This window comes from Stappia indica, assembly GCF_001696535.1.
Classification (GTDB): Bacteria; Pseudomonadota; Alphaproteobacteria; order Rhizobiales; family Stappiaceae; genus Stappia; species Stappia indica.
Genome location: NZ_MBQE01000004.1, coordinates 48784 through 69725, shown reverse-complemented (window position 1 = coordinate 69725; position 20942 = coordinate 48784). Strand labels below are relative to the sequence as shown.

Below are 20942 nucleotides of genomic sequence, written 5' to 3'. Positions count from 1 at the left end.
TTGCGTCGCCCGCCGTTTTGCTGCGTCCTGCCTGACCCACAGCAGACGGTCACCGACAGCAGGCTTTCTTCATGACCCCACTCTTCAACTTCGTCACCGGCCTCAACCGGATCCTCTTCGGCATTGCCGCCATCGCGATCTTCGCCGTGGTGCCGATGCTGCTCTACGAGGTCGTGGCCCGCTACGCCTTCAATGCGCCGACCGTCTGGGCGATGGAGGCAAGCACGCTGCTGTTCGGGCCGCATTTCATGCTGGCCGGGCCGTACCTGCTGCACCTGCGCGGGCATGTCGCCGTCGACATCGTCTCCGAGCGCGCCTCCCCGCGCACCCGCCAGGTCCTTGAAATCTTCGGCTTCCTGGTGATCGCCGTCTTCGCCGCCGTTCTCGGCTGGGTGAGCTGGCCGCTGGCCGTCAACGCCTTCCAGCTCGGCGAGACCAGCTTCTCGGCCTGGAACCCGCCGATCTGGTGGATCAAGTTCATCGTGCCCTTCGCCTTCCTGATGCTGTTCGCCCAGGCGCTCGTCGAAGCCGCCATGGCGCTGCGCACGCCGCCCGCGGCCGCCGCCAAGGAGGCACGCCCGTGAGCTCCGAACTCGTTCTCCTGGTGATGTTCAGCGGCCTCGTCAGCCTGCTGCTGACCGGTCTGCCGCTCGCCTTCGTTCTCGGCTCGCTGGCGCTGTTCTTCACCGTCGTGCTTTGGGGCCCCTCGGCCCTCACCGTGACGGTGCTGAACCTCTACGACACGATGCGGTCGGAATCGCTGATGGCGATCCCGCTCTACGTGATGATGGCCAGCGTGCTGCAGCGCTCCGGCGTGATCGAAAGCCTCTACAAGGCGATGGAAATCTGGTCGCGGCGCCTGCCCGGCGGCCTTGCCGTCGGCACGGTGGCGATCTGCACCATCATCGCCGCGATGACCGGCATCGTCGGCGCGGCCGTCGCCGCCATGGGCATGCTGGCGCTGCCGTCGATGCTGAAGCGCGGCTACCAGCCGGAGCTGGCCATCGGCACGATCTGCGCCGGCGGCACGCTGGGCATCCTGATCCCGCCGTCGGTGATCACCATCGTCTACGCCGTGACGGCGCAGGCCTCCATCGGCCAGATGTTCATTGCCGGCGTGGTGCCGGGCCTGCTGCTGGCCTCGCTCTATATCGGCTACATCGTGCTGCGCTCGGCGCTGAACCCGTCGATCGCCCCGCGGCCGACCGACGGCGACGACATCACCTGGGCCATGCGGATCGGCGCGCTGAAGTCGCTGGTCCTGCCGATGCTGATCATCGTCGGCGTGCTCGGCACGATCTACATGGGCATCGCCACCCCGACCGAGGCCGCCGCCGTCGGCGTCGCGCTCGCCTTCGTCTCGGCGGTGATCGAGCGGCGCTTCAACGGCGAGCTGCTGACGGGCGTTGCCCTCGACGTGGTCAAGGTGACCACGATGATCCTGTGGATCACCATCGGCGCGCGCGCCTTCGTGGCGATCTTCACCGGCACGGGCGGCGCCGACTTCCTGCTCGGCTTCATCCAGGACCTCGATACCAACCGCTGGGTCGTGCTGGTGGTGATGCTGGCGATCCTGTTCTTCCTGGGCATGTTCCTGGACGAGATCGGCATCATCCTGCTGTGCGTGCCGGTGTTCCTGCCGGTCATCGACTTCCTTGGTTTCGACCGGCTGTGGTTCGGCATCCTGTTTCTCGTGTCGGCGCAGATGGCCTACATCTCGCCGCCCTTCGGCTACACGCTTTTCTACATGAAGGGGGTGCTGCCCGCCGGCATCGGCATGGGCACGGTCTACCGCGCCATCATCCCTTTCATGCTTCTCCAGGCCCTCGGCATCCTGATCTGCGCCATGTTCCCAGAGCTGGTGCTGTGGCTGCCGCGATCCATGATCCAGTAAGAACTCACCCAGGACAGGACTGACCATGAGCGACGCTCGATCCTCCCGTATCGAAGGTCTTCACAAGATGACGCCGACTGAGCGCCTGCAGGCGGTCGCCGCCAAGGCGGGTCTCGGCAACGAGGCGATCGCCAGCCTCGCCCAGGCGGCGGAAGGGCGGATCGAGCTCGCCGACCGGCTGGTGGAAAACGCGATCTCCAGCATCGCCATTCCCATCGGCGTCGCCACCAACATGATCGTCGACGGCCGCGAAGTGCTGGTGCCGATGGCAACGGAGGAGTCCTCCGTGATCGCCGCCGTCTGCAACGCGGCCAAGCGCTGCCGGCCGACGGGCGGTTTCTTCACCTCCTCGTCCGGCCCGGTGATGGCCGCGCAGATCCAGCTGCTGGGCGCCAGCGACCCCGAACAGGTGCGCCTCAAGGTCTATGAGCGGCTCGACGAGATCCGGACCATCTGCAACGAGACCGACCCGCTCCTGGTCAAGTTCGGCGGCGGTTTTCGCGACATCGAGGTGCGGGTGATCGAGACGGCCGAAGGGCCGATGACCATCGTCCACATCATCGTCGACACGCGCGACGCGATGGGCGCCAACGCGGTCAACAGCATGGCCGAGGCGCTGGCGCCGCGGCTGGTGGAGTGGACCGGCGCCCGCAGCCTGCTGCGGATCCTGACCAATCTGGCCGACCGCCGCGTGGTGCGCGCCCGCGCCGTGTGGCCGCTGGAGGAGATCGGCGGCGAAGAGGTCCGCGACGACATGATCTCGGCCTACCATTTCGCCGATGCCGATCCCTACCGCGCCGCGACCCACAACAAGGGCATCATGAACGGCGTCAGCGCCGTGGTGCTGGCCACCGGCAACGACACCCGCGCCATCGAGGCCGGCGCCCATTCCTTCGTCGCGCGCAACGGCCATTACGGCTCGATGTCGCGCTGGGAGGAGGACGCGGACGGCAACCTCGTCGGCATCCTGGAAATGCCGATGGCCGTCGGCCTGATCGGCGGCGCCACCAAGATCCATCCGACCGCTCAGGCCTGCCTCAAGCTGCTGGGCGTCGAGACCGCCGACCAGCTGGCGCGGATCATCGTCTCCATCGGCCTGGCGCAGAATTTCGCGGCGATGCGGGCGCTGGCGACCACCGGCATCCAGAAGGGCCACATGGCGCTGCACGCCCAGAACGTCGCCCTGCTGGTGGGCGCGGTCGGGGACGAGATCGACCAGGTGGCGAGCGAACTCAAGGCGCTCGGCAAGGTTCGCCAGGACGTCGCCGAGGAGATCCTCGCGCGGCTTCGCGCCGGCAAGTAAGCCGGCCGGAGCAGGGAGAGCGGAATGAGCGAGCGCGTTCAGATCGTCGAAGTCGGCCCGCGCGACGGGCTGCAGGCCCGCAAGGAGCCCATCGCGACGGCAGCGCGCATCGGCCTCGTCGAGCATCTGCGCCGGGCCGGCGCAGGGCGCATCGAGGTCGGCTCGTTCGTCTCTCCCAAGGCCGTGCCGCGCATGGCCGACACCGCCGAGGTGATGGCCGCGACCGGCTCGCGCCAGCGGGACGGCGACATGGTGCTCGTCGCCAACGAACGCGGCCTCGACCAGGCCATCGAGCACGGCGCCCGGTCGGTCGCCGTGTTCACCGCCGCAAGCGACGCGTTTGCGGAAAAGAACATCGGCTGCACCGTCGCCGAGTCGCTCGACCGGTTTCGCCCGCTCATCGAAAAAGCGCGGGATTCCGGTCTTTTCGTGCGCGGCTACGTCTCGACGATCACCGACTGCCCTTATGCGGGACGGATCGCGCCCGCCCCGGTGGCTGACGTGTCGCGGGCGCTGAAAGACATGGGCTGCGGCGAGATTTCGCTCGGCGAAACGCTGGGCAAGGCGACGCCGGCCCGCATCGCCGCGGTGATGGAGGCGGTCGCCAGGCACGTGCCGCTCGCCGAGTTGGCCGCGCATTTTCACGACACCTACGGAATGGGCATCGCCAATGTCGCCGAGGCCCTGCGCCTTGGCATCCGGACCGTCGATGCGGCCGCCGGCGGGCTCGGCGGCTGCCCCTTCGCGCCGGGAGCGGCCGGAAACGTTGCGACCGAGGACGTGCTCTACCTGCTGCAGGGCGACGGCTACGAGTGCGACATTGCGATGGAACCGCTGCTCGACGCGGTCGCCTTCATCGAGCGCGAGATGGGCATCCGCCCGACCAGCCGCGTCTACAAGGCGCTGCGCGGCGGCACCTGCTGAGACTCAGCGCTCGCCAGAATCTCAAGTACAGAAAAGATCAGCGGAACATCCCAGCTCGATGTCGCCCATGATGGCGCCTGTCGATCAGGATCCCATCCGCTCGCGCTCCAGTACAAGCATAGAAACCTTGCATTCTCGTAGATGTTACGGGCACTTGAGTGTCGAACGAGGACAGTACGGATCTCATCCGGAAGCGTCAGAACGGCCGACTGCACACGGGCAGGGTCGACCTGCGGCAAGTCTTCGTGACGCAGCGCATCGACATGGAGAAGCCAGGGCAACGCGGGCGGCAGCCACGATGCGCTAGGCCCGTCGAGCGTCAAATAGCCGGCGTCGCGAAGCAGCTCTGGGATCGGGGCGAGATCGCCGGGAACCTCGAACGGTTCGCCCCATGGGCCAAGCCTGACCAGAAAGCCGATTTCCCAAGACAGGAACGCAGACAGAAGCTCATCCAGATCTTCCTGAGAGAATTCCATCTCGGAAACAAAGTCATCGAAATCGGCGTTACTGACCAGAGCCCGATAGGATCCCGCCGTTTCGACGCGCTCGACAGCACCGACCCGCTCCAGGGCATGGAGTGCCGCCTCCAGATGCGAGGAACCGTAGTCGAAGACACGCGAAGAACTCTCAAGGTCATCGCGCGCATCCTGCCAGACCTTGCTGTGGAGGCTGGCGGCGAGCGCACTGCACAGACGAGAGCAGGATGGAGAGGCAACCATTTCGAGATCGGCACCCTCGGTGACAAAAGGACTGAAGAGCAAACTGCTTCGAACACACCCTGCCTGAAACATACCGGGCATGATGCAGCACATTCGCCCACACGACAAAGGGCGCGCGCCAGACGAGCGAGCGCAAAACCTGTCCCGCCCCGTTTAACCCATTGAAATAGCTTGCCTCTCGAAAATTGAGACGGATTTTGCAAAAGTCCGTCTCGAAATCGCGCGAAATTGGGAATCTCGTCTCGAAATCGGCAAGCGCCGAGATGGTGGAGACGGCGGGCCGGCGCTGGCGAAAAGGTCGGCGGAGCGGTGAGGCGCGGGAGCATTTGTCCCCGCTCAATCCCCGTCTGGCGACACATGTCGGCGGCGTCATCTCGGCTCCGACTCGCGTCCGGCCCCGATTTGGAGATATTCCCGCGCGCCGTGCCGACTTATCCCCGAGCGGCTTTTCCCGATATCCCCGCGCCCGTTTCCAGATATCCCCGCCTCCCCAAAGGCACGCCCTGCAGCGTGGTTCCCGGTGCTTCGCGATCTGCATAAATATGAGTTTGACTCTCATATTTGTTGGTTGGTAGACAAACCAAAATCGACCGCCACACAACAGGATCGCCATGCGGAACCGACACGCCAAGGACCTCACCTGCACGCTCCTCTTCGCGGCCCTGGCCGTCTCGGCTCCCGCGGCGTCGAAGGCGCAGGACAGCGACGATGACGGCATCGCGCCCATCGACCTCTCCGCCGTCGACTTCAGCAGCGCGACCCGGCTGGACACCGTCGTCGTCAAGGCGCGCAAGTTCGAGGAGCCGATCCGCGAGGTGCCGTTCACCGTCGAGGCGCTGCCGGCCGAGGACATCGCAAGCGCGCGCATCAAGAACACGGCCGATCTCGTCGGGCGGCTGCCGAACTTCAACTTCGCCGACACCGGCCTGACCTACGCCAACACGCTCAACATCCGGGGCATCGGTTCGTCGTCGGCGCTGATCTCGCCGTCCGTAAACTACTATGTCGACGGCATCCCGCTTCCGGCGCGGGTGTTCGACCAGCGCTTCATGGACGTGCGCTCCATCGAGGTGCTGAAGGGGCCGCAGGGCACGCTGTTCGGACTGAACTCGCAAGCGGGCGCGGTGGTCGTCTCGACGCAGGACGCCACGCCGGACTTCGGCGGCGAGATCGGGGTCGAGGTCGGCTCGCACGGCGAGCGCAAGCTCGACGCGAGCGTCGGCGGGGCGATCACGGACCGGGTCTCGGCGCGCCTTTCGGGCACGCTCTACGGGTTCGACGGCGACATCCGCAACATCGTCTTCGACGGGCTGGGCAATGTCGTGCAGGACGACATGTCGGTGCGCGAGCAGTATTCGGGCGCGATCTCGGCCAAGGTCGCCGCCGAGCTGTCGGACAGCACCGACGCGGTGCTGTCGCTGCGCCATTCGCGGACCCGCGAGCGGCCGACGACCGGCGTGTGGCTGGACGACCCGCATTTCCCGCGCAACGCCTTCGCCCCGGTTCCCGAGACTACGACCGAGACCACCGGCGGATCGCTGGAGATCACCCACGATCTCGGTTTCGCGACGCTCACCTCGCTGACCGGCATCAGCCACTACGAGCTCGATCTGGACGCCGACCTGCTGGACGGTTTCATCGGCGGCGCGCAGACCGGCCTGCCGCCCTCCGCCTTCAGCGCGGCGGGGGTGAATGTGCGGCGGATCGACGAGACCAGCTCGCAGATCAGCCAGGAGCTGCGGCTCAACGGCGAGTTCGGCCAGGGCGGACAGTGGGTTGCCGGCGTCAGCGGGCTGTACTCCGATCTGGAAAGCACCACCGACATCACCAGCCTTGCCATGGCCAATGGCGCCTATACCGGCCGGCTGAAGAAGACCAACCTTGCCGCCTTCGGCGAGGTGACCGTTCCCGTCACGGAGCGGCTGCGGATCATCGGCGGCGCCCGCTACACCTACGAGCGCCAGCAGTTCGACGGCACCTATGCCGGCCGGCCCGGCGGCGTGCCGGGTGTCGCCGCCTTCGCCGAAAGCCAGGAGAGCACCTTCGGCTTCGTCACCGGGCGCGCCGGCGTCAGCTTCGACCTGGCGCCGGAGCTCACCGTCTACGGCACCATCGCCCGCGGCGAGAAGCCCGGCGGCTACCTGTTCTTCAACCAGTTCGCCTCCGCCGGCATTCCGCTGACGGAGTTCAAGAGCTCCGGCACATGGTCCTACGAGGCCGGGCTGAAGGGCCGCCCCTTCGCCGACTGGCTGGAGATGTCGACGGCGGTGTTCCTGAACGACACGAGCGACGAGCAGCTCTTCACCTTCAACCCGGTCGCAGGGCGCTTCGACGTGCAGAACGCCGACACGCGCAGCTATGGCTGGGAGCTGACCGTGACGGCCCGCCCGACGGACAACTGGCACTTCGGCGCCGCGGCCGGCCTGCTGCATGCCGAGATCACCTCCGGCGGCGCATTGCTCGAAGGCAATGACGTTCCTTACGCGCCGGAGTTCACCGCCTCGCTGTTTGCCGAGTACCGCCATCCGCTGCAGATCGCCCAGTTGGCGGGCTCTGCCTATGGGCGCGCCGAATACCAGCATGTGGGATCGCGCCAGATCGATCCGGCCAACAGCCGGAGGCTGGATGCGTACAACCTCGTCAACCTGCGCGCGGGCTGGGAAAGCGACAGTTTCGACGTGTACGGCTTTGCCGAGAATATCTTCGACGAGAGCTACACGACGTCCGCCTATCGCACCGGCAACGCGGTCGGCGGGGGCGGCGTCTTCGCCGGCATTCCGGGAACCGGCCGGACGCTTGGCCTGGGCGCAAGGGTGAGGTTCTGACGTCATGACACGCGCCCTCCCCTCCTTGCCCGCGCCGGCCCGTTCGGCGCGGATCGCGCTCTTCACCGCCCTCGTTCTGAAGGCTGCAGGCCTCAGCCTGTTCGTGGTCCTGATGCCGCCGCTCGGCAGGCAGATGGGCTTCACCGACATCGAGACCGGCATGATCATGAGCCTTTCCGCCCTTGCCGGCATCGTCGCGGCGCCGGTCTGGGGCTTCCTGACGGAGCGGGCCGGCCGCAAGCCGGTGCTGCTCGCCGGCATGCTGGTGCCGGCCGCCTGCCTGGGACTGACGGCGGCGCTGGTCGAGATGCGCCTGTCGCTGGCGATCTCCGCCGGCCTCGCCCTTGCCGCCGTCTTCGCCGTCAGAGTGCTGCAGGCCGCCTTTTCCGGCAGCGTTCTGCCGGCGGCGCAGGCCCACATGGCCGACACGACCGGCCGTCAGCAGCGGGTCCAGGGCATGGGCTTTCTCGGCTCGTCCTTCGGGCTGGGCGCGATCCTGGGCGGCATGGTCGCCTGGCGCATCGGCGGCAGCGCGCCAACCGTCTCCTTCGCCGTGCTCGCCGCGCTCGCCTTCGCCGCCGGGCTCGCCGTCTGGCTGTGCCTGCCCGAAACGCGTGAGCGCCCGACAGCGGGCGGACGAGAGCCCACAGGCGCGGGCGCGGACACCCGTTCGGCGAGCCTGGCGCGGCTGTGGCCGCATTTTGTGATCACGCTGCTGGCGGTCGCGATCTACGGCACGTTGCAGCAGGTCATGGCCCTGCGGCTGCAGGACTATTACGGGCTCGGCGGGGAGGCCTCCGTCTCCCGCGCCGGCTTCATCCTGGCCGCGGCCGCGATCTGCATGATCACGGTGCAGGGGATCGTCATCCGGCACCTTGCCTGGAGCCCGAGGGCCTTTCTACTGCGCGGCGAGGTGCTGGCGGCACTGGCGATGGCGGGCTTTTGGGCCGCCACCGGGCCGATCTCCCTGCTGGCCGCGATGATGGTGTTCGGCGCCGGGCTGGGGCTGCTGTTTCCCGGCAATCTCGGCGCGATCAGCCTCAGCGCCCCGGCGCGTGCGCAAGGCAAGGCAGCCGGGATCAACGCGACGTTTCAGGGCCTCGGCATGGCGTGCGGGCCGCTGCTCGGCGCCGTCCTCAACGCGCACTCCTTTGCCGCCGTTCCGGCCCTTTGCATCGCCCTGCTGCTCGTCGCGGCCGCACTGGCGCGTCTCGGCGCGCCGCATCCCGACACCGCCGACACATTCGCAACGCCCGTGGAGCCCCGCCCATGACCTCTTCCAAGACCGCGGCCAAGACCTCGACGCTGTTTTCCGCCGCCTTCGCCGAAACCTACGAAACGCGCATCGACCGGCTGGTGCCCGGATACCGCCTCGCCCACGAGTTGACGCTGGCGCGCCTAGCCGCCGGGCTGCCGGACGAGGCGACGATCCTCGTCGCGGGGGCCGGCACCGGGACAGAGATCCTGATCCAGGCGGGCCACCGGCCCGGCTGGCGCTTCATCGCCGTCGAGCCCTCGCCCGACATGCTGGCGATCCTCAAGGCGCGCGTTGCGGAGGCGGGCCTCGGCGACCGGGTGGAGATCGTCGAGGGAACGGTGGAGGCTGCGGATGCGGGCCTTCGTGCGGACGCCTGCATCGCCCATCTGGTCAGCCACTTCATCAAGGGCGATGCCGACAAGCTCGCCTTCTTCCGCGCCATCGCGGCGCGGCTGGCGCCCGGTGCCGGCCTGTTCCATCTCGACTACCTGCCCGAGGACGGCACGTTCGACCCGGCCTATCGCGCCTGGGCCCTGCTCGCCGGGCAGACGGACAGCGAAGCCGCAACGATGGAAAAGCGGATCCGCGGCAGCTGGGATGCGGCGGAGGCCGAGCGCCTTGCCGAACTGCTTCGGACGGCCGGCTTCGACGAGCCGCAGCCATTCTTCCGGGCGCTCGACTATCACGCGCTGGCGAGCTACCGAAGCCCCGAGGCGGAGTAAGGCGGGCGGCGCAGCGGGTTCCGTTCGCCGGGCCGATGGCTTACGTGTCGGTCGTCCCGCTTTCGCGCCGACGCGGGTGCGCAGATGCTTTCATGGAGGGGTCCATGGCGGACGATCCAGTACGTGAAAAGATCCTGAGGGCCGCACTGGACCTGATGCAGACCTATGGGGTGAAGAAGTTCACCCAGCCGCAGGTGGCAAAGGCGGCCGGCGTGCGCCAGTCGCACCTGACGTACTACTTTCCCAAGAAGATCGACCTCATCAAGGGCCTGCTGCAGGGCCACCTGCCGCACCACGCGGACGCCGGCGGGACGCCGCCCGCGCCCCCTGCCCCCGAGGCGATCCGCAAGGGGCTGGCGGTCCTGACCTCCAATCCCGGCCGGATGCGGTTCTTTCTCAGCCTGATCCTGGAAGCGCAGCTGGAACCGGAGCTGAAAGTGCTGGTCGACGAGCACATGGCCCGGTTCGACGCCAGGGTCGCCGCCTATTACGGCCGGCCGGCGGGCGATCCGGACGTGACGATGTTCCTCTCCGCCCTGCGCGGTCTCGGCATGCGGCGGCTGGTCGGGGAGCAGGCGGCGGACGGCAACGCGGACGACGGCGTGGACGTTGCCCTGCTGGAAGCGCGGTTCACCCTGGTGCCGGCAGCAGCACCCGCGGCCGCCAGCTGACAGTGCAGTGCAGCCGCTGCGGGAGGGCGCGGCTTGTGTGCCGGGGCGTTCGCCCCTACCGTTCGCGCGGCGATCCTGCGTTCACCCATCGACCCGGTCCCTCGGCATGTTTTCCTGGTACGAGCAGCTGCGCTCGAAAGGCAGCGTCGAGCCCCTGGTGGGGGCGGCCATCGGCGTCGGCATGACCGCCGAGGCGGCCGAGCGCGGCGGCGCGGACTTCCTGCTGGCGCTGAATGCCGGCCGCTACCGGGTGATGGGTGCGGCCTCCATCGCCGCCATGCTGCCGCTCGACAACGCCAACCGCTTCACCGACCATTTCGCCCGGCGCGAGATCCTCGACCGGGTCGGCGTGCCGGTGTTCTTCGGCGCCTCCGCCTTCGACCCGAGGCTGGAGCTCGACGCCTTCGTCGCAGAGCTGGCCGCCGCCGGCTATCACGGCATCGCCAATTTCCCGACCAGCATCCATTACGACGGGCGGTTCCGCCGGGCGCTGGAGGAAGCAGGCCTCGGCTATGCGCGCGAGGTCGAGCTGCTCAGGGCCGCGCAGCGCCAGGGGCTGGCGACCTTCGGCTATGCCAAGAGCCGCAAGGAGATCCAGCAGCTGCTGCAGACCGGCGTCGACATCCTGTGCCTGAATTTCGGCTGGAACGCGGGTGGCACACGGGCGCTGGCGCAGGCCTTCACGCTGGAGGAGGCAGCCGACCGGGCGCGGCGGATCTTCTCCGAGGTGCGGCAGGAGAGCCCGCAGACGATCTGCGTGGTCGAGGGCGGGCCGATCGTCAGCCCGGACGACATGTACCGGGTGTGCCGGGACGCGCGCGCCGACGGCTATGTCGGCGGCTCGACGCTGGATCGCATGCCGCTGGAAATCTCGGTGATGCAGAAGACCTCGGCGTTCAAGGCCTTCAGCGTGCTGCAGCAGGCGGATGCGGCGCAGTCGCGCGAGACGATGCGCGCGGCGCGGCTGACCGGCATCGCCGGCCAGTCGAAGGCCGTCGCCCGGCTGCTCGACCAGGTGGTCAAGCTCGCCGGCACCAACCTGCCGATCCTGATCGTCGGCGAAAAGGGCCTGGGGCGCACCACCCTCGCCCGCAGCCTGCATGCGCTGGCCAACCGCAAGGGCGGGCTGACCATGCTGAACGGCGCCGACCGCGAGGTGCCGCCGGCGGAAATGCTTTTCGGCGCGGAGGCGGATTTCGGCCGGGTGCGGCGCAACGGCGCGCTCGACGCGCGCGAGGCGACGGTGGTGGTGGAGAATGCCGGCGCGCTGGACGAGGCGGCGCAGCAACACATCCTGTCCTGGCTGGAGCGGGGCGAGACCGAGCGCGTCGGCGCCAGCCGCAGCCACACACCGCAAGGCCGGCTGGTGCTGATCGCCACGCCGCAGGACCTCGCGCAGGGGCGGCTGGCCGGGGAACTGGCGGCACGGCTGCAGCCCGGGCGGCTCGACCTGCAGCCGCTGCGCGACCGGCCCGAGGACATTCCCGCCCATGCGCGTGCCTATCTGGAGACCATCGGCGAGGCGCGGCAGCTGGGGCCGCTGGAGATCTCGGCGGACGGTTACCGGGTGCTGTTCGCCCATGACTGGCAGGAGAACACGCGGGAACTGCGCCGCGTCGTCGAGCAGGCGGCGGTGCTGAACGAGGGACGGGTGATCGGCTCGCAGGTCTTGCGGGCGGTGATCGAGGCCTCGGACGGCACCCATGGCGCGACGACGCCGCTCGCCGAGAAGGACTGGATCCTCGACGCGCTGCGCCGCCACCGCTTCCGCCGCGGCGAGACGGCGACCTTCCTCGGCATCTCGCGCAAGACGCTCTACAACAAGATGCGCCGCGCCGGACTACTGGACTAAGCTTGCTCGACTGAGAATCGCTCAGTCGGCGATCCAGGCAAGCCCGTCGGCCAGCGCCTCGGCCTGGTCGAGCTCGTGGCCGAAGCCGTGCGGGCGATAGACCAGCAGCGGCGTGTCGCCCTGGTCGCGCAGGATCGGGATCATGTGGGCGATGGCAAGGCTGGAGGCGGCGCGCTCGCGCCAGTCGGCAAGCGCGAGCCCCGGATGCAGCACCAGCCGCGAGGGACGGTGGCGCAGCATCGCCCGGGCGCTGTCGAGCGAGGCGGCGAAGGCCACCGTCTCGAATCCCGCCTCGCGGAATGCCGCAAGCACCGCGATCTCGCGCGCGACGCCGGCCCCGGCGCTGTCGAAGACGCGCGCCGTCTCGCCATCGATCAGCTGCACCGTCGGATAATTGGCAACCGCCGCGACACCGGCGGCGGACAGCGCCAGCGTGACGTCGCGCAGGCGCAGGAACGGGTCGACCAGCATCAGCCCGGCAATCGTGCGCCGACCCGGACGAGCCGGGGGCCCTGCCCGCAGCACCTCCATCATCGCGGCGTTGACGTCGCTCACCGGCAGAACGCCGACAAGCTCGCGATGGGCCGGGGGAATCTCCGCCATGAAGGGCGCGAGAAGAACGTCGCCCTCTGCCAACCCGCTTTCCGACGGTTCGGCCGGAGATCTGATCGGAGGTCGGGCCAGGATCGGCAATTTCAACGGCATGACTGCTGACCCATCTTACCCATTCTTACCCAAAATCATCGAAATATGCTTCTGGCACGGATCTTCCGCCCTTGTAAATATCCCCAGCAGATCGGGAGGTTTTGGGAGGAGCCGGAACTTTCCCTCACAAGAAACAAAAACTTTGAGCGGAAGATCGACGATCTTTCGCCCGGGAGGGATTTTTGTCGCTTCAGTTCATGATCACGGTGACGTTGAACGGCCTGACCCTGGCCGCTCTCTACTTCATCGTCGCCAGCGGTTTCTCTCTGATATTCGGCCTGATGCGCACGGTAAACATGGCGCACGGCTCGCTCTACATGATCGGCGCCTATGTCGGGTTCGCCGTCTTCGACAGCCTCTACGCCTCCAACGCCACGGCCGACTACGCCTGGTATGTCGGGTTGCTGGCGGGCGTCGCCGCCGCGGCGGTGGCCGGTGTCGTGATGCAGGTCGTGTTTCTCGGCTGGATGCAGGGACAGGAGCTGCGGCAGGCGCTGGTGACCATCGGCCTGTCGATCATCATCGCCGACCAGCTGCTGGCGCATTTCGGCGGCAATCCCTTCCAGTTCTTCGCGCCCGACGCGCTGTTCGGCCCGACGCCGGTGCCGGTGATCGGCCGCTACTCGACCTTCCGCCTGTTCCAGATCGGCCTGGCGCTGGCCGTCGGCGTCGGGCTGTGGCTGCTGCTCAACAAGACGCGGCTCGGCATCATGGTGCGGGCCGGCGTCGACGACCGGCAGATGCTGGCCGCCTGCGGCGTCAACGTGCCGCTGATCGCGGTGGCGACCTTCGCGCTCGGCGCAGGGCTCGCCGGGCTCGGCGGTGTCGTCGGCGCCACCGCCCAGCCGGTCGCGCTCGGCGTGGACGTCAAGTTCCTGCTGACCTCGCTGGTGGTGGTGATCGTCGGCGGCATGGGCTCGATCGGCGGCACGGCGATCGGCGCGATCCTGATCGGCGTTGCCGAGCAATGGGGCCAGGCGCTGTTTCCGACCTACTCGGTCATCCTGACCTTCGCAATCATGGTCGCCGTGCTGGCGGTCCGCCCGCAGGGCCTGCTCGGGAGGACCGGCCGATGAGCCTGATGTCCCGCAGCCACTGGATCCTGACCGCGCTGGTGCTGGCGATCCTCGTCTCGATGCCGCTGCTGCTGCCCGACTTCTGGCTGAGCGGCATTCTCGGCCGCTCGCTGATCTACGGGATCGTGGCGCTGTCGATCACCTTCCTGGCGAGCTATGGCGGCTTCATCTCGCTGGCCCAGACGATGCTCGCCGGCATCGCCGGCTACACGGTGGCGATCCTGGCGCCGACGGCGATCCCGGCCAGCGCGAGCGCCGTCAGCTACTGGCTCGCCATGCCGCTGGCCGTGCTGGCCGCAACCCTTGCCGGCGCCGTGGTCGGGCTGATCGCGATCCGCACCCGCGACATCTACCTGCTGATGATCACCCTGGCGCTCGCGGTCGGCTTCAGCCTGTTCGCGCAGTCCAACATCGACTGGTTCAACGGCTACGAGGGCATCCGCAACGTGGTCGGCCCGGACCTCTTCGGCCTGCCGTTCAGGACCCACGCGGTGTTCTACTACGTGTCGCTGACGCTCGCCGCGCTGCTCTACGTGCTGGTGCTCTATGTGGTGCGCACGCCGTTCGGGCTGGTGCTGCAGGGCATTCGCGACAACCCGCGCCGGGTGGCGGCGCTCGGCTACAACGTCGCCGTCCACCGGATCGCCGCCTTCGCGATGGCAGGCTTCATCGCCGGCTGCGGCGGCGTCCTGATCACCTTCTACAATATCGGCATCACGCCCGGCTCCATCGGCATGACGGCGACGGTCAACGTGCTGGTGATGTCCGTCATCGGCGGGCTGGGCCATCCGGTCGGGGCGTTCATCGGCGCGGTGATCTTCACGCTGATCGATACGTTCGCCGCCACGATCTACGACCGCGACCGCTTCAACACGCTGATCGGCCTCGTCTTCCTCGGCATCGTCGTGGCCTCGCCCGACGGCGTGCTGGGGCTCGGCAAGCGCCTGACCGGGTGGGGCAAGCGCAAGGACACGGAAGACGGCGGCACGCCGCACTGAGGAATTGCCTGCGGCAGCCCGGCTCCGGCGCCGCAGGCAGACACCGGCCGCAAGGCCGGCACCACCGGAGCCCGGCCGCGGAGGAGAAACGGCCGAACACATCACAAGGGGAGAAGACCATGCTCAGGAAGAAACTGGCACTGAAGACCGCGACGGCGCTGGCCGCCGGCCTGTTCGCGCTGGCGGGGGTCACTGCCGCCACCGCGCAGGACGTCATCAAGCTCGGCTCGATCACCACGCTGGAAGGCCCCTTCGCCACCGGCGGGCAGGACGCCTATCGCGCCATGGAGATGGCGCTGGAGGAGATCGACTACACGATCGACGGCAAGAAGATCGAGTGGATCCGCGAATCCTCGAACGCCCAGGCCGACGTGGCGCTGGCCCGCGCCCGCAAGCTGATCGAGCAGGACAATGTCGACATCATCGTCGGCCCGCTGTCGGGCGCGGAAGGCATCGCGCTGCGCGACTACTCGCGCACGCTGGAGGGCAAGACCATCGTCAACGGCTCGTCGGGCGCCGCCGACACCACCTTGCGCGATGCGTCGCCGAACTTCTTCCGCTTCAGCACGGAAGGCACCCAGTGGATGGCGGGCCTCGGCAACCATGTCTACAAGGACATGAATGTCGGCCATGTCGCGCTGGTCGCCGCCGACTACGCCTTCCCCTATGCGCAGGCGATGGGCTTCATGCTCGAATATTGCGAGGCGGGCGGTGCGGTGACCAAGCTGTGGTCGCCTCTGAACACCACCGACTTCGGCTCGATCATCGCCAACATCCCGCAGGATGCCGGCGCCATCGTGCTGATCCAGGGCGGCACCGACGCCCTCGCCTTCCTGACCCAGTATGCCGAGGCCGGCGGCGACCTGCCGATCATCGGCGGCTCGATCACCGCCGACCAGACGCTGCTCAGCGCCCGCGGCCCGCACCAGCGGCTGATGGAAGGCATGCTGGCGGCCGGCCCGATCGCCGACCTCAACGAGGATCCGATGTGGGTGGAATGGGTCGCCGCCTATCGCGAGCGCTTCCCGGACGGCTTCGACTCGCCCTCGATCCACGCCTTCAACTACTACACCAACACCAAGGCGGTGCTGCTGGCGCTGGACGAGGTGGACGGCGACCTGTCGGACGGCCAGAAGGCCTTCCAGGCGGCGCTGGCCAAGGTCGAGTTCAAGAACCCGATGGGCGCGAATGTGCGGCTCGACGAGAACCGGCAGGCGATCTCCGACATCTTCCTGACCCGGATCGTCGACGACGGCGGCACGCTGCGGACTGAGGCCTTCGGCAAGACCGAGGGCGTGACGCAGACCATGGGCATGGACCGGGAGGCGTTCCTGGCGCTCGGCGCCCCCTCGCGCGACAACCCGGACTGCCCGCCGGCCAACTGAGGCCCCTCCCGAGACGCCTCCTCCCGCGCATTGCGGGGGGAGGCTCCCTTTCGAGACCAACAGGCAAGACCAGAATGCTGGACACGACGACACGCAAGGGCCGGACGGAGGCGCCCGGACCCAAGGCGTCCATGACCCCGGCGCTGGTGACGGAAAACGTCGCCCGCAGCTTCGGCGCCCTCAAGGCCGTCAGCAATGTGTCGATCACCATCGCGCCGGGCGAACGGCGCGCGATCCTGGGCCCCAACGGGGCCGGCAAGACCACGCTGTTCAACACGATCTGCGGCGACCATCCGCCGACCGCCGGACGCATCCTGCTGTTCGGCGAGGACATCACCCACCTGCAGCCGCACAGGCGCGCGCGGCTGGGCATCGGCCGCACCTACCAGAGCTCGCTGCTGTTCGACGGGCTGAGCGTCCTGGAGAACCTCTATCTCGCCGTGCGCGGGGCGATGCCCGGCCGGCTGTCGCTGTGGAAGGCCGGGCACGACGATCCCGCGCTCGCCAAGGCACGGCGGCTGGCCGAGCAGGTGCGCGTCGACACAATCGCGCAGGCGCGCATCCAGTCGCTGTCGCACGGCCAGCGGCGGCAGGTGGAGGTGGGCATGGCGCTCGCCTCCGACCCGCGCCTGTTGATGCTGGACGAGCCGGCGGCGGGCCTTTCGGCGGCCGAGCGGCCGGAGCTGGTCAAGCTGATCCGCGACCTGCCGCGCGAGCTGACGCTGATCCTGATCGAGCACGACATGGATGTGGCCCTGCCCAACTCGGACAAGGTCACGGTGATGAAGGACGGCGAGGTGGTGGTGGACAGCACCCCCGACCGCATCGCCGACGATCCGCTGGTGCAGGCGATCTATCTTGGAGGCGAACACTGATGGGCGGCCGTCTGGAGATCGACGACCTGCATGTGAATTTCGGCCAGGCGGTGATCCTGCAGGGCGTGACGCTGTCGCTCGACCGGGCGCCGCTGTCCCTGGTCGGGCGCAACGGCATGGGCAAGTCGACCCTGTGCCACGCGATCATGGGCATGGTGGCGGCGCAGAAGGGCTCGGTGACGCTGGACGGGCGGCCGCTGCTGGGCCTCGGCCCAAGCCGGGTGGCGCGCGGCGGCATCGCCCTGGTGCCGCAGGGACGGCGGATGTTCCCTTCCCTTTCGGTGCACGAGCACCTGTTGCTGGTGGCCGGGCGGACCAAGGGCGCCTGGACGGTGGAGCGGGTCTACGAGACCTTTCCGCGCTTGGCCGAACGGCGCCGCAACGGCGGCAACCAGCTGTCGGGCGGCGAGCAGCAGATGCTGGCGATCTCGCGGGCGCTCCTGATGAACCCGCGCATCGTCATCATGGACGAGCCCTCCGAGGGGCTGGCGCCGGTGATCGTCGACCACCTGATCGAGACGCTGCGCGCCATCGCCGCGGAGGGCATGGGCGTGCTGCTGGTGGAACAGAACATGCGGGTTGCGACCTCGGTCTCGGACCAGGTGGCGATCATGGTCACCGGGCAGATCGCCGCGACCATGCCCGCACGCGACCTGGAGGCCGACCGCGACGCCCAGCGCCGCTATCTCGGCGTCAGCCATGGACACTGAAGAACGGGAGAAAACCTGCATGGCCAAGACGGTCTATGTTGTCGGTACCTGCGACACCAAGGCGGAGGAGCTGGCCTATGCCAGGTCGCTGATCCGGGCCGCCGGTGTCGACGCGGTGCTGGTGGATGTGGGAACCCGCGGCGAGACGGACGTGGCCGACGTGCCCGCCCGCGAGGTCGCCGCACAGCATCCGGGCGGGGTGGACGCCGTGCTCGGCGGCACCGACCGGGGCGCGGCCGTCGGCGCGATGGCCGAGGCGCTGACCCTCTGGCTCACCGCCCGGCAGGATATCGGCGCGGTGCTCGGCCTTGGCGGGTCGGGCAACACGGCGCTGGTGACGCAGGCGATGCGGGCGCTGCCGGTCGGCGTGCCGAAGCTGATGGTCTCCACCGTCGCCTCCAGCAACGTGGCGCCCTATGTCGGGCCGACCGACATCGCCATGATGTATTCGGTGACCGATGTCGCCGGGCTCAACGCCATCAGCCGGCAGATCATCGCCAATGCCGCCCATGCCGTTGCCGGCATGGCGCAGTGGCAGGCGCCGAAGGCGAGCGGCGACCTGCCGGGCGTCGGCATGACCATGTTCGGCGTCACCACGACCTGCGTCGACCAACTGCGCGAGCGGCTGGACGACACCTACGAGTGCTACGTCTTCCACGCCACCGGCACCGGCGGCCAGTCGATGGAGAAGCTGGCGGAATCCGGCCTGCTCGCCGGCATGATCGACACCACCACGACCGAAGTGCCCGACCTGTTGATGGGCGGAGTGTTTCCCTGCACGCAGGACCGCTTCGGCGCGGTGGCGCGTACCCGCCTGCCCTATGTCGGCTCGGTCGGGGCGGTCGACATGGTGAATTTCGGCGCGCTGGAGACGGTTCCGGAGAAGTACCGGGACCGCAACCTCTATGTCCACAATCCGCAGGTGACCTTGATGCGCACCACGGCGCAGGAGAACGCGGAGATCGGCCGCTGGATCGCCGAACGGCTGAACCGCTGCGAGGGCGAGGTGCGCTTCCTGCTGCCGCTCGGCGGCGTCTCGGCCATCGACGCCCCCGGCATGCCCTTCCACGACCCGGAGGCCGATGCGGCGCTGTTCGCCGCCATCCGCGAGACCCTGGTCACCACCCCCAGGCGCCAACTGATCGAACTGCCCTTCAACATCAACGATCCGGCCTTCGCCGATGCGGCGGTCGCCGAATTCCGAAAGATCGCGTCATGAACGAAGCACCCACCCCCAAGACCCCTTCGCGCACCGCCCGGCCGACGCGCCGCGAGCTGCTGGACCGGTTCCAGGACATGGCGAAGCGCCGCGTCCCGATCATCGGCGGCGGCGCCGGCACCGGCCTTTCGGCGAAATGCGAGGAGGCCGGCGGCATCGACCTCATCGTCATCTACAATTCCGGCCGCTATCGCATGGCCGGGCGCGGCTCGCTGGCCGGGGTTCTCGCCTATGGCAATGCCAACGAGATCGTGCTCGACATGGCGCGCGAGGTGCTGCCCGTCGTCACCCACACGCCGGTGCTGGCCGGGGTCAACGGCACCGATCCCTTCGTGATCATGCATGACCATCTCGACCGGCTGAAGGCGCTGGGCTTCGCCGGGGTGCAGAACTTTCCGACCGTCGGGCTGATCGACGGGATGTTCCGCCAGAACCTGGAGGAGACCGGCATGGGCTTCTACCACGAGGTGGAGATGATCCGGCTGGCCGCCGAAAAGGACATGCTGACGACGCCCTATGTCTTCTCCTCCGAGGAGGCCATCGCCATGGCCGAGGCCGGCGCCGACATCCTGGTCGCACATATGGGCCTGACCACCGGCGGCTCCATCGGCGCGGAGACCGCGCGCACGCTGGAGGACTGCGTGCGCGACATCGGCGCCTGGGCGGAGGCGGCGCGCAGCGTGCGCCCGGACATTCTAGTGATGTGCCATGGCGGGCCGATCGCCAACCCCGAGGACGCCGAATACGTCCTGCGCAACACGCCGGGCTGCAACGGCTTCTACGGGGCCAGCTCGATGGAGCGGCTGCCGGCGGAAACCGCGTTGATCGACCAGACCCGGCGCTTCAAGCAACTCAGCTTCTGATTGGGAGGACCATCCATGGCCAGGGCTTTCGCAAGCACCATGATCGATGCGCCGGTCGAGGCGGTGTGGGCATGCGTGCGCGACTTCAACGGCTTGCCGGACTGGAATCCGGGGATCGTGAAGAGCGAGATCGAAGACGGGCTCGCCGCCGACGTGGTCGGCTGCGTGCGCGCCTTCACGCTTTCCGACGGCACCTTCGTGCGCGAGCGGCTGCTGTCGCTCGACGACAGCCGCTACAGCTTCACCTACAACTTCGTGACGCCGGCCTTTCCGGTGGAGAACTATGTCGCCGGGATGGAGCTGATCCCCGAGACCAGCACCGGGCGGACCTATGTCCAGTGGTGGGCGAGTTTCGACGAGAAGCCGGAAGATGCCGGGCGCTTTACCGAGATTGTCTCGCGCGACGTCTTCGCCGCCGGGCTTGCCGCGCTCGCCAAGAAGATTTCGGGCGCGGGCGCGCCGGACGGCGCCGAGCGCTGGCAGGGCCTGCGGCCGGCCAAGGTGTTCACCTCCAGCACCATCACCGCGCCGGTCGACCGGGTCTGGGCGAAGATGCGCGACTTTGCCGGCATGGGCGGCTGGCACGAGGACATCACCAAGATGCACATGCTGGAGGGCGCCCGCTCCGACAAGGTGTCGGGGGTGCGCGACTTCCTGTTTGGCGACGGCGCCTTGTGGGAACAGCTCACCTACCTCTCCGACACGGAGCGGGCCTTCCGCTACCGCATCCTGAAAAGCCCGATGCCCTGGCTGAACTACCATGCCGGCGCCCGGCTCTATCCGGTCACCGACCGGGATCACACCTTCGCGGTGTGGACCGCCGACTGGACCGCCTCGCCGCAGGACGATCTGGAGCTGATCCCGAACGTGCATGGCAACGTCTTCCAGAAGGCGTTCGACACGCTGGAGGCGCGACTGGGCGGCGGGGCTGCCTGAGGGGGCA

General features: G+C 68.3%; 19 protein-coding genes. 17 read left to right on the top strand and 2 right to left on the bottom strand.

Annotated elements, in window-relative coordinates; translation table 11 throughout:
- Positions 1-71: 71 nt before the first annotated feature.
- The 4 genes from BBX35_RS14885 to BBX35_RS14870 are packed head-to-tail and all read left to right on the top strand — an operon-like array spanning position 72 to position 4121.
- Positions 72-584 carry a TRAP transporter small permease subunit gene (locus BBX35_RS14885; protein WP_067221749.1) on the top strand — a complete coding sequence of 171 codons (513 nt, stop codon included), beginning with the start codon at positions 72-74 and terminating at the stop codon, positions 582-584.
- Positions 581-1894, top strand: coding sequence for a TRAP transporter large permease (locus BBX35_RS14880; RefSeq protein ID WP_067221747.1), 1314 nt, complete (start codon positions 581-583; stop codon positions 1892-1894). Before BBX35_RS14885 ends, BBX35_RS14880 begins: the two co-directional genes overlap by 4 nt.
- A gap of 25 nt (positions 1895-1919) precedes the next feature.
- Complete coding sequence (locus BBX35_RS14875) at positions 1920-3197, top strand: hydroxymethylglutaryl-CoA reductase, degradative (RefSeq protein ID WP_067221745.1); 1278 nt, start codon at positions 1920-1922, stop codon at positions 3195-3197.
- A gap of 24 nt (positions 3198-3221) precedes the next feature.
- A complete protein-coding gene (locus tag BBX35_RS14870; protein ID WP_067221744.1) occupies positions 3222-4121 on the top strand; it encodes a hydroxymethylglutaryl-CoA lyase in 900 nt (299 codons plus the stop codon).
- On the opposite strand, the gene BBX35_RS14865 is transcribed toward BBX35_RS14870, so the two are convergent.
- A complete protein-coding gene (locus BBX35_RS14865; RefSeq protein WP_141687868.1) occupies positions 4091-4921 on the bottom strand; it encodes a hypothetical protein in 831 nt (276 codons plus the stop codon). The genes BBX35_RS14870 and BBX35_RS14865 overlap by 31 nt on opposite strands.
- A gap of 530 nt (positions 4922-5451) precedes the next feature.
- Here BBX35_RS14865 and BBX35_RS14860 point away from each other — a divergent pair.
- The 5 genes from BBX35_RS14860 to BBX35_RS14840 all read left to right on the top strand — a co-directional run bounded on the left by BBX35_RS14860 (position 5452) and on the right by BBX35_RS14840 (position 12168).
- Complete coding sequence (locus BBX35_RS14860) at positions 5452-7665, top strand: TonB-dependent receptor (protein WP_067221741.1); 2214 nt, start codon at positions 5452-5454, stop codon at positions 7663-7665.
- Positions 7666-7669: 4 nt separating this feature from the next.
- Positions 7670-8938, top strand: a complete 1269-nt coding sequence (locus BBX35_RS14855) for an MFS transporter (RefSeq protein ID WP_083206335.1) — start codon at positions 7670-7672, stop codon at positions 8936-8938.
- The gene (locus BBX35_RS14850; RefSeq protein ID WP_067221737.1) at positions 8935-9645 is read left to right on the top strand and encodes an SAM-dependent methyltransferase; all 711 of its coding nucleotides are present in this window, start codon (positions 8935-8937) and stop codon (positions 9643-9645) included. The genes BBX35_RS14855 and BBX35_RS14850 overlap by 4 nt, the downstream gene beginning before the upstream one ends.
- A 104-nt stretch (positions 9646-9749) precedes the next feature.
- Positions 9750-10316, top strand: a complete 567-nt coding sequence (locus BBX35_RS14845; RefSeq protein WP_171901462.1) for a TetR/AcrR family transcriptional regulator — start codon at positions 9750-9752, stop codon at positions 10314-10316.
- 106 nt (positions 10317-10422) lie between these two features.
- The gene (locus BBX35_RS14840; protein ID WP_083206333.1) at positions 10423-12168 is read left to right on the top strand and encodes a phosphoenolpyruvate hydrolase family protein; all 1746 of its coding nucleotides are present in this window, start codon (positions 10423-10425) and stop codon (positions 12166-12168) included.
- 21 nt (positions 12169-12189) lie between these two features.
- Here the strand turns inward: BBX35_RS14840 and BBX35_RS14835 are convergent, their stop codons facing one another.
- Complete coding sequence (locus BBX35_RS14835) at positions 12190-12804, bottom strand: phosphoenolpyruvate hydrolase family protein (protein ID WP_067221733.1); 615 nt, start codon at positions 12802-12804, stop codon at positions 12190-12192.
- 251 nt (positions 12805-13055) lie between these two features.
- Here BBX35_RS14835 and BBX35_RS14830 point away from each other — a divergent pair, with 251 nt between their 5' ends.
- The 8 genes from BBX35_RS14830 to BBX35_RS14795 all read left to right on the top strand — a co-directional run bounded on the left by BBX35_RS14830 (position 13056) and on the right by BBX35_RS14795 (position 20935).
- Positions 13056-13949 carry a branched-chain amino acid ABC transporter permease gene (locus BBX35_RS14830; protein WP_208979853.1) on the top strand — a complete coding sequence of 298 codons (894 nt, stop codon included), beginning with the start codon at positions 13056-13058 and terminating at the stop codon, positions 13947-13949.
- On the top strand, positions 13946-14947 hold the full coding sequence (locus BBX35_RS14825; RefSeq protein WP_083206331.1) for a branched-chain amino acid ABC transporter permease: 1002 nt from the start codon (positions 13946-13948) through the stop codon (positions 14945-14947). The genes BBX35_RS14830 and BBX35_RS14825 overlap by 4 nt, the downstream gene beginning before the upstream one ends.
- Before the next feature lie 119 nt (positions 14948-15066).
- The gene (locus BBX35_RS14820; RefSeq protein WP_067221732.1) at positions 15067-16332 is read left to right on the top strand and encodes an ABC transporter substrate-binding protein; all 1266 of its coding nucleotides are present in this window, start codon (positions 15067-15069) and stop codon (positions 16330-16332) included.
- A gap of 74 nt (positions 16333-16406) precedes the next feature.
- Entirely contained in the window at positions 16407-17207 is an 801-nt protein-coding gene (locus BBX35_RS14815; RefSeq protein ID WP_244271638.1) for an ABC transporter ATP-binding protein, read from the top strand.
- On the top strand, positions 17207-17917 hold the full coding sequence (locus BBX35_RS14810; protein ID WP_067221730.1) for an ABC transporter ATP-binding protein: 711 nt from the start codon (positions 17207-17209) through the stop codon (positions 17915-17917). The genes BBX35_RS14815 and BBX35_RS14810 overlap by 1 nt, the downstream gene beginning before the upstream one ends.
- Before the next feature lie 19 nt (positions 17918-17936).
- The gene (locus BBX35_RS14805) at positions 17937-19136 is read left to right on the top strand and encodes a Tm-1-like ATP-binding domain-containing protein (protein WP_067221729.1); all 1200 of its coding nucleotides are present in this window, start codon (positions 17937-17939) and stop codon (positions 19134-19136) included.
- Positions 19133-19999 carry a phosphoenolpyruvate hydrolase family protein gene (locus BBX35_RS14800; protein WP_067221727.1) on the top strand — a complete coding sequence of 289 codons (867 nt, stop codon included), beginning with the start codon at positions 19133-19135 and terminating at the stop codon, positions 19997-19999. Before BBX35_RS14805 ends, BBX35_RS14800 begins: the two co-directional genes overlap by 4 nt.
- A gap of 15 nt (positions 20000-20014) precedes the next feature.
- Positions 20015-20935 (top strand): SRPBCC family protein, encoded by a 921-nt coding sequence (locus BBX35_RS14795; protein WP_067221726.1) that lies wholly within the window; start codon positions 20015-20017, stop codon positions 20933-20935.
- Positions 20936-20942: the final 7 nt, after the last annotated feature.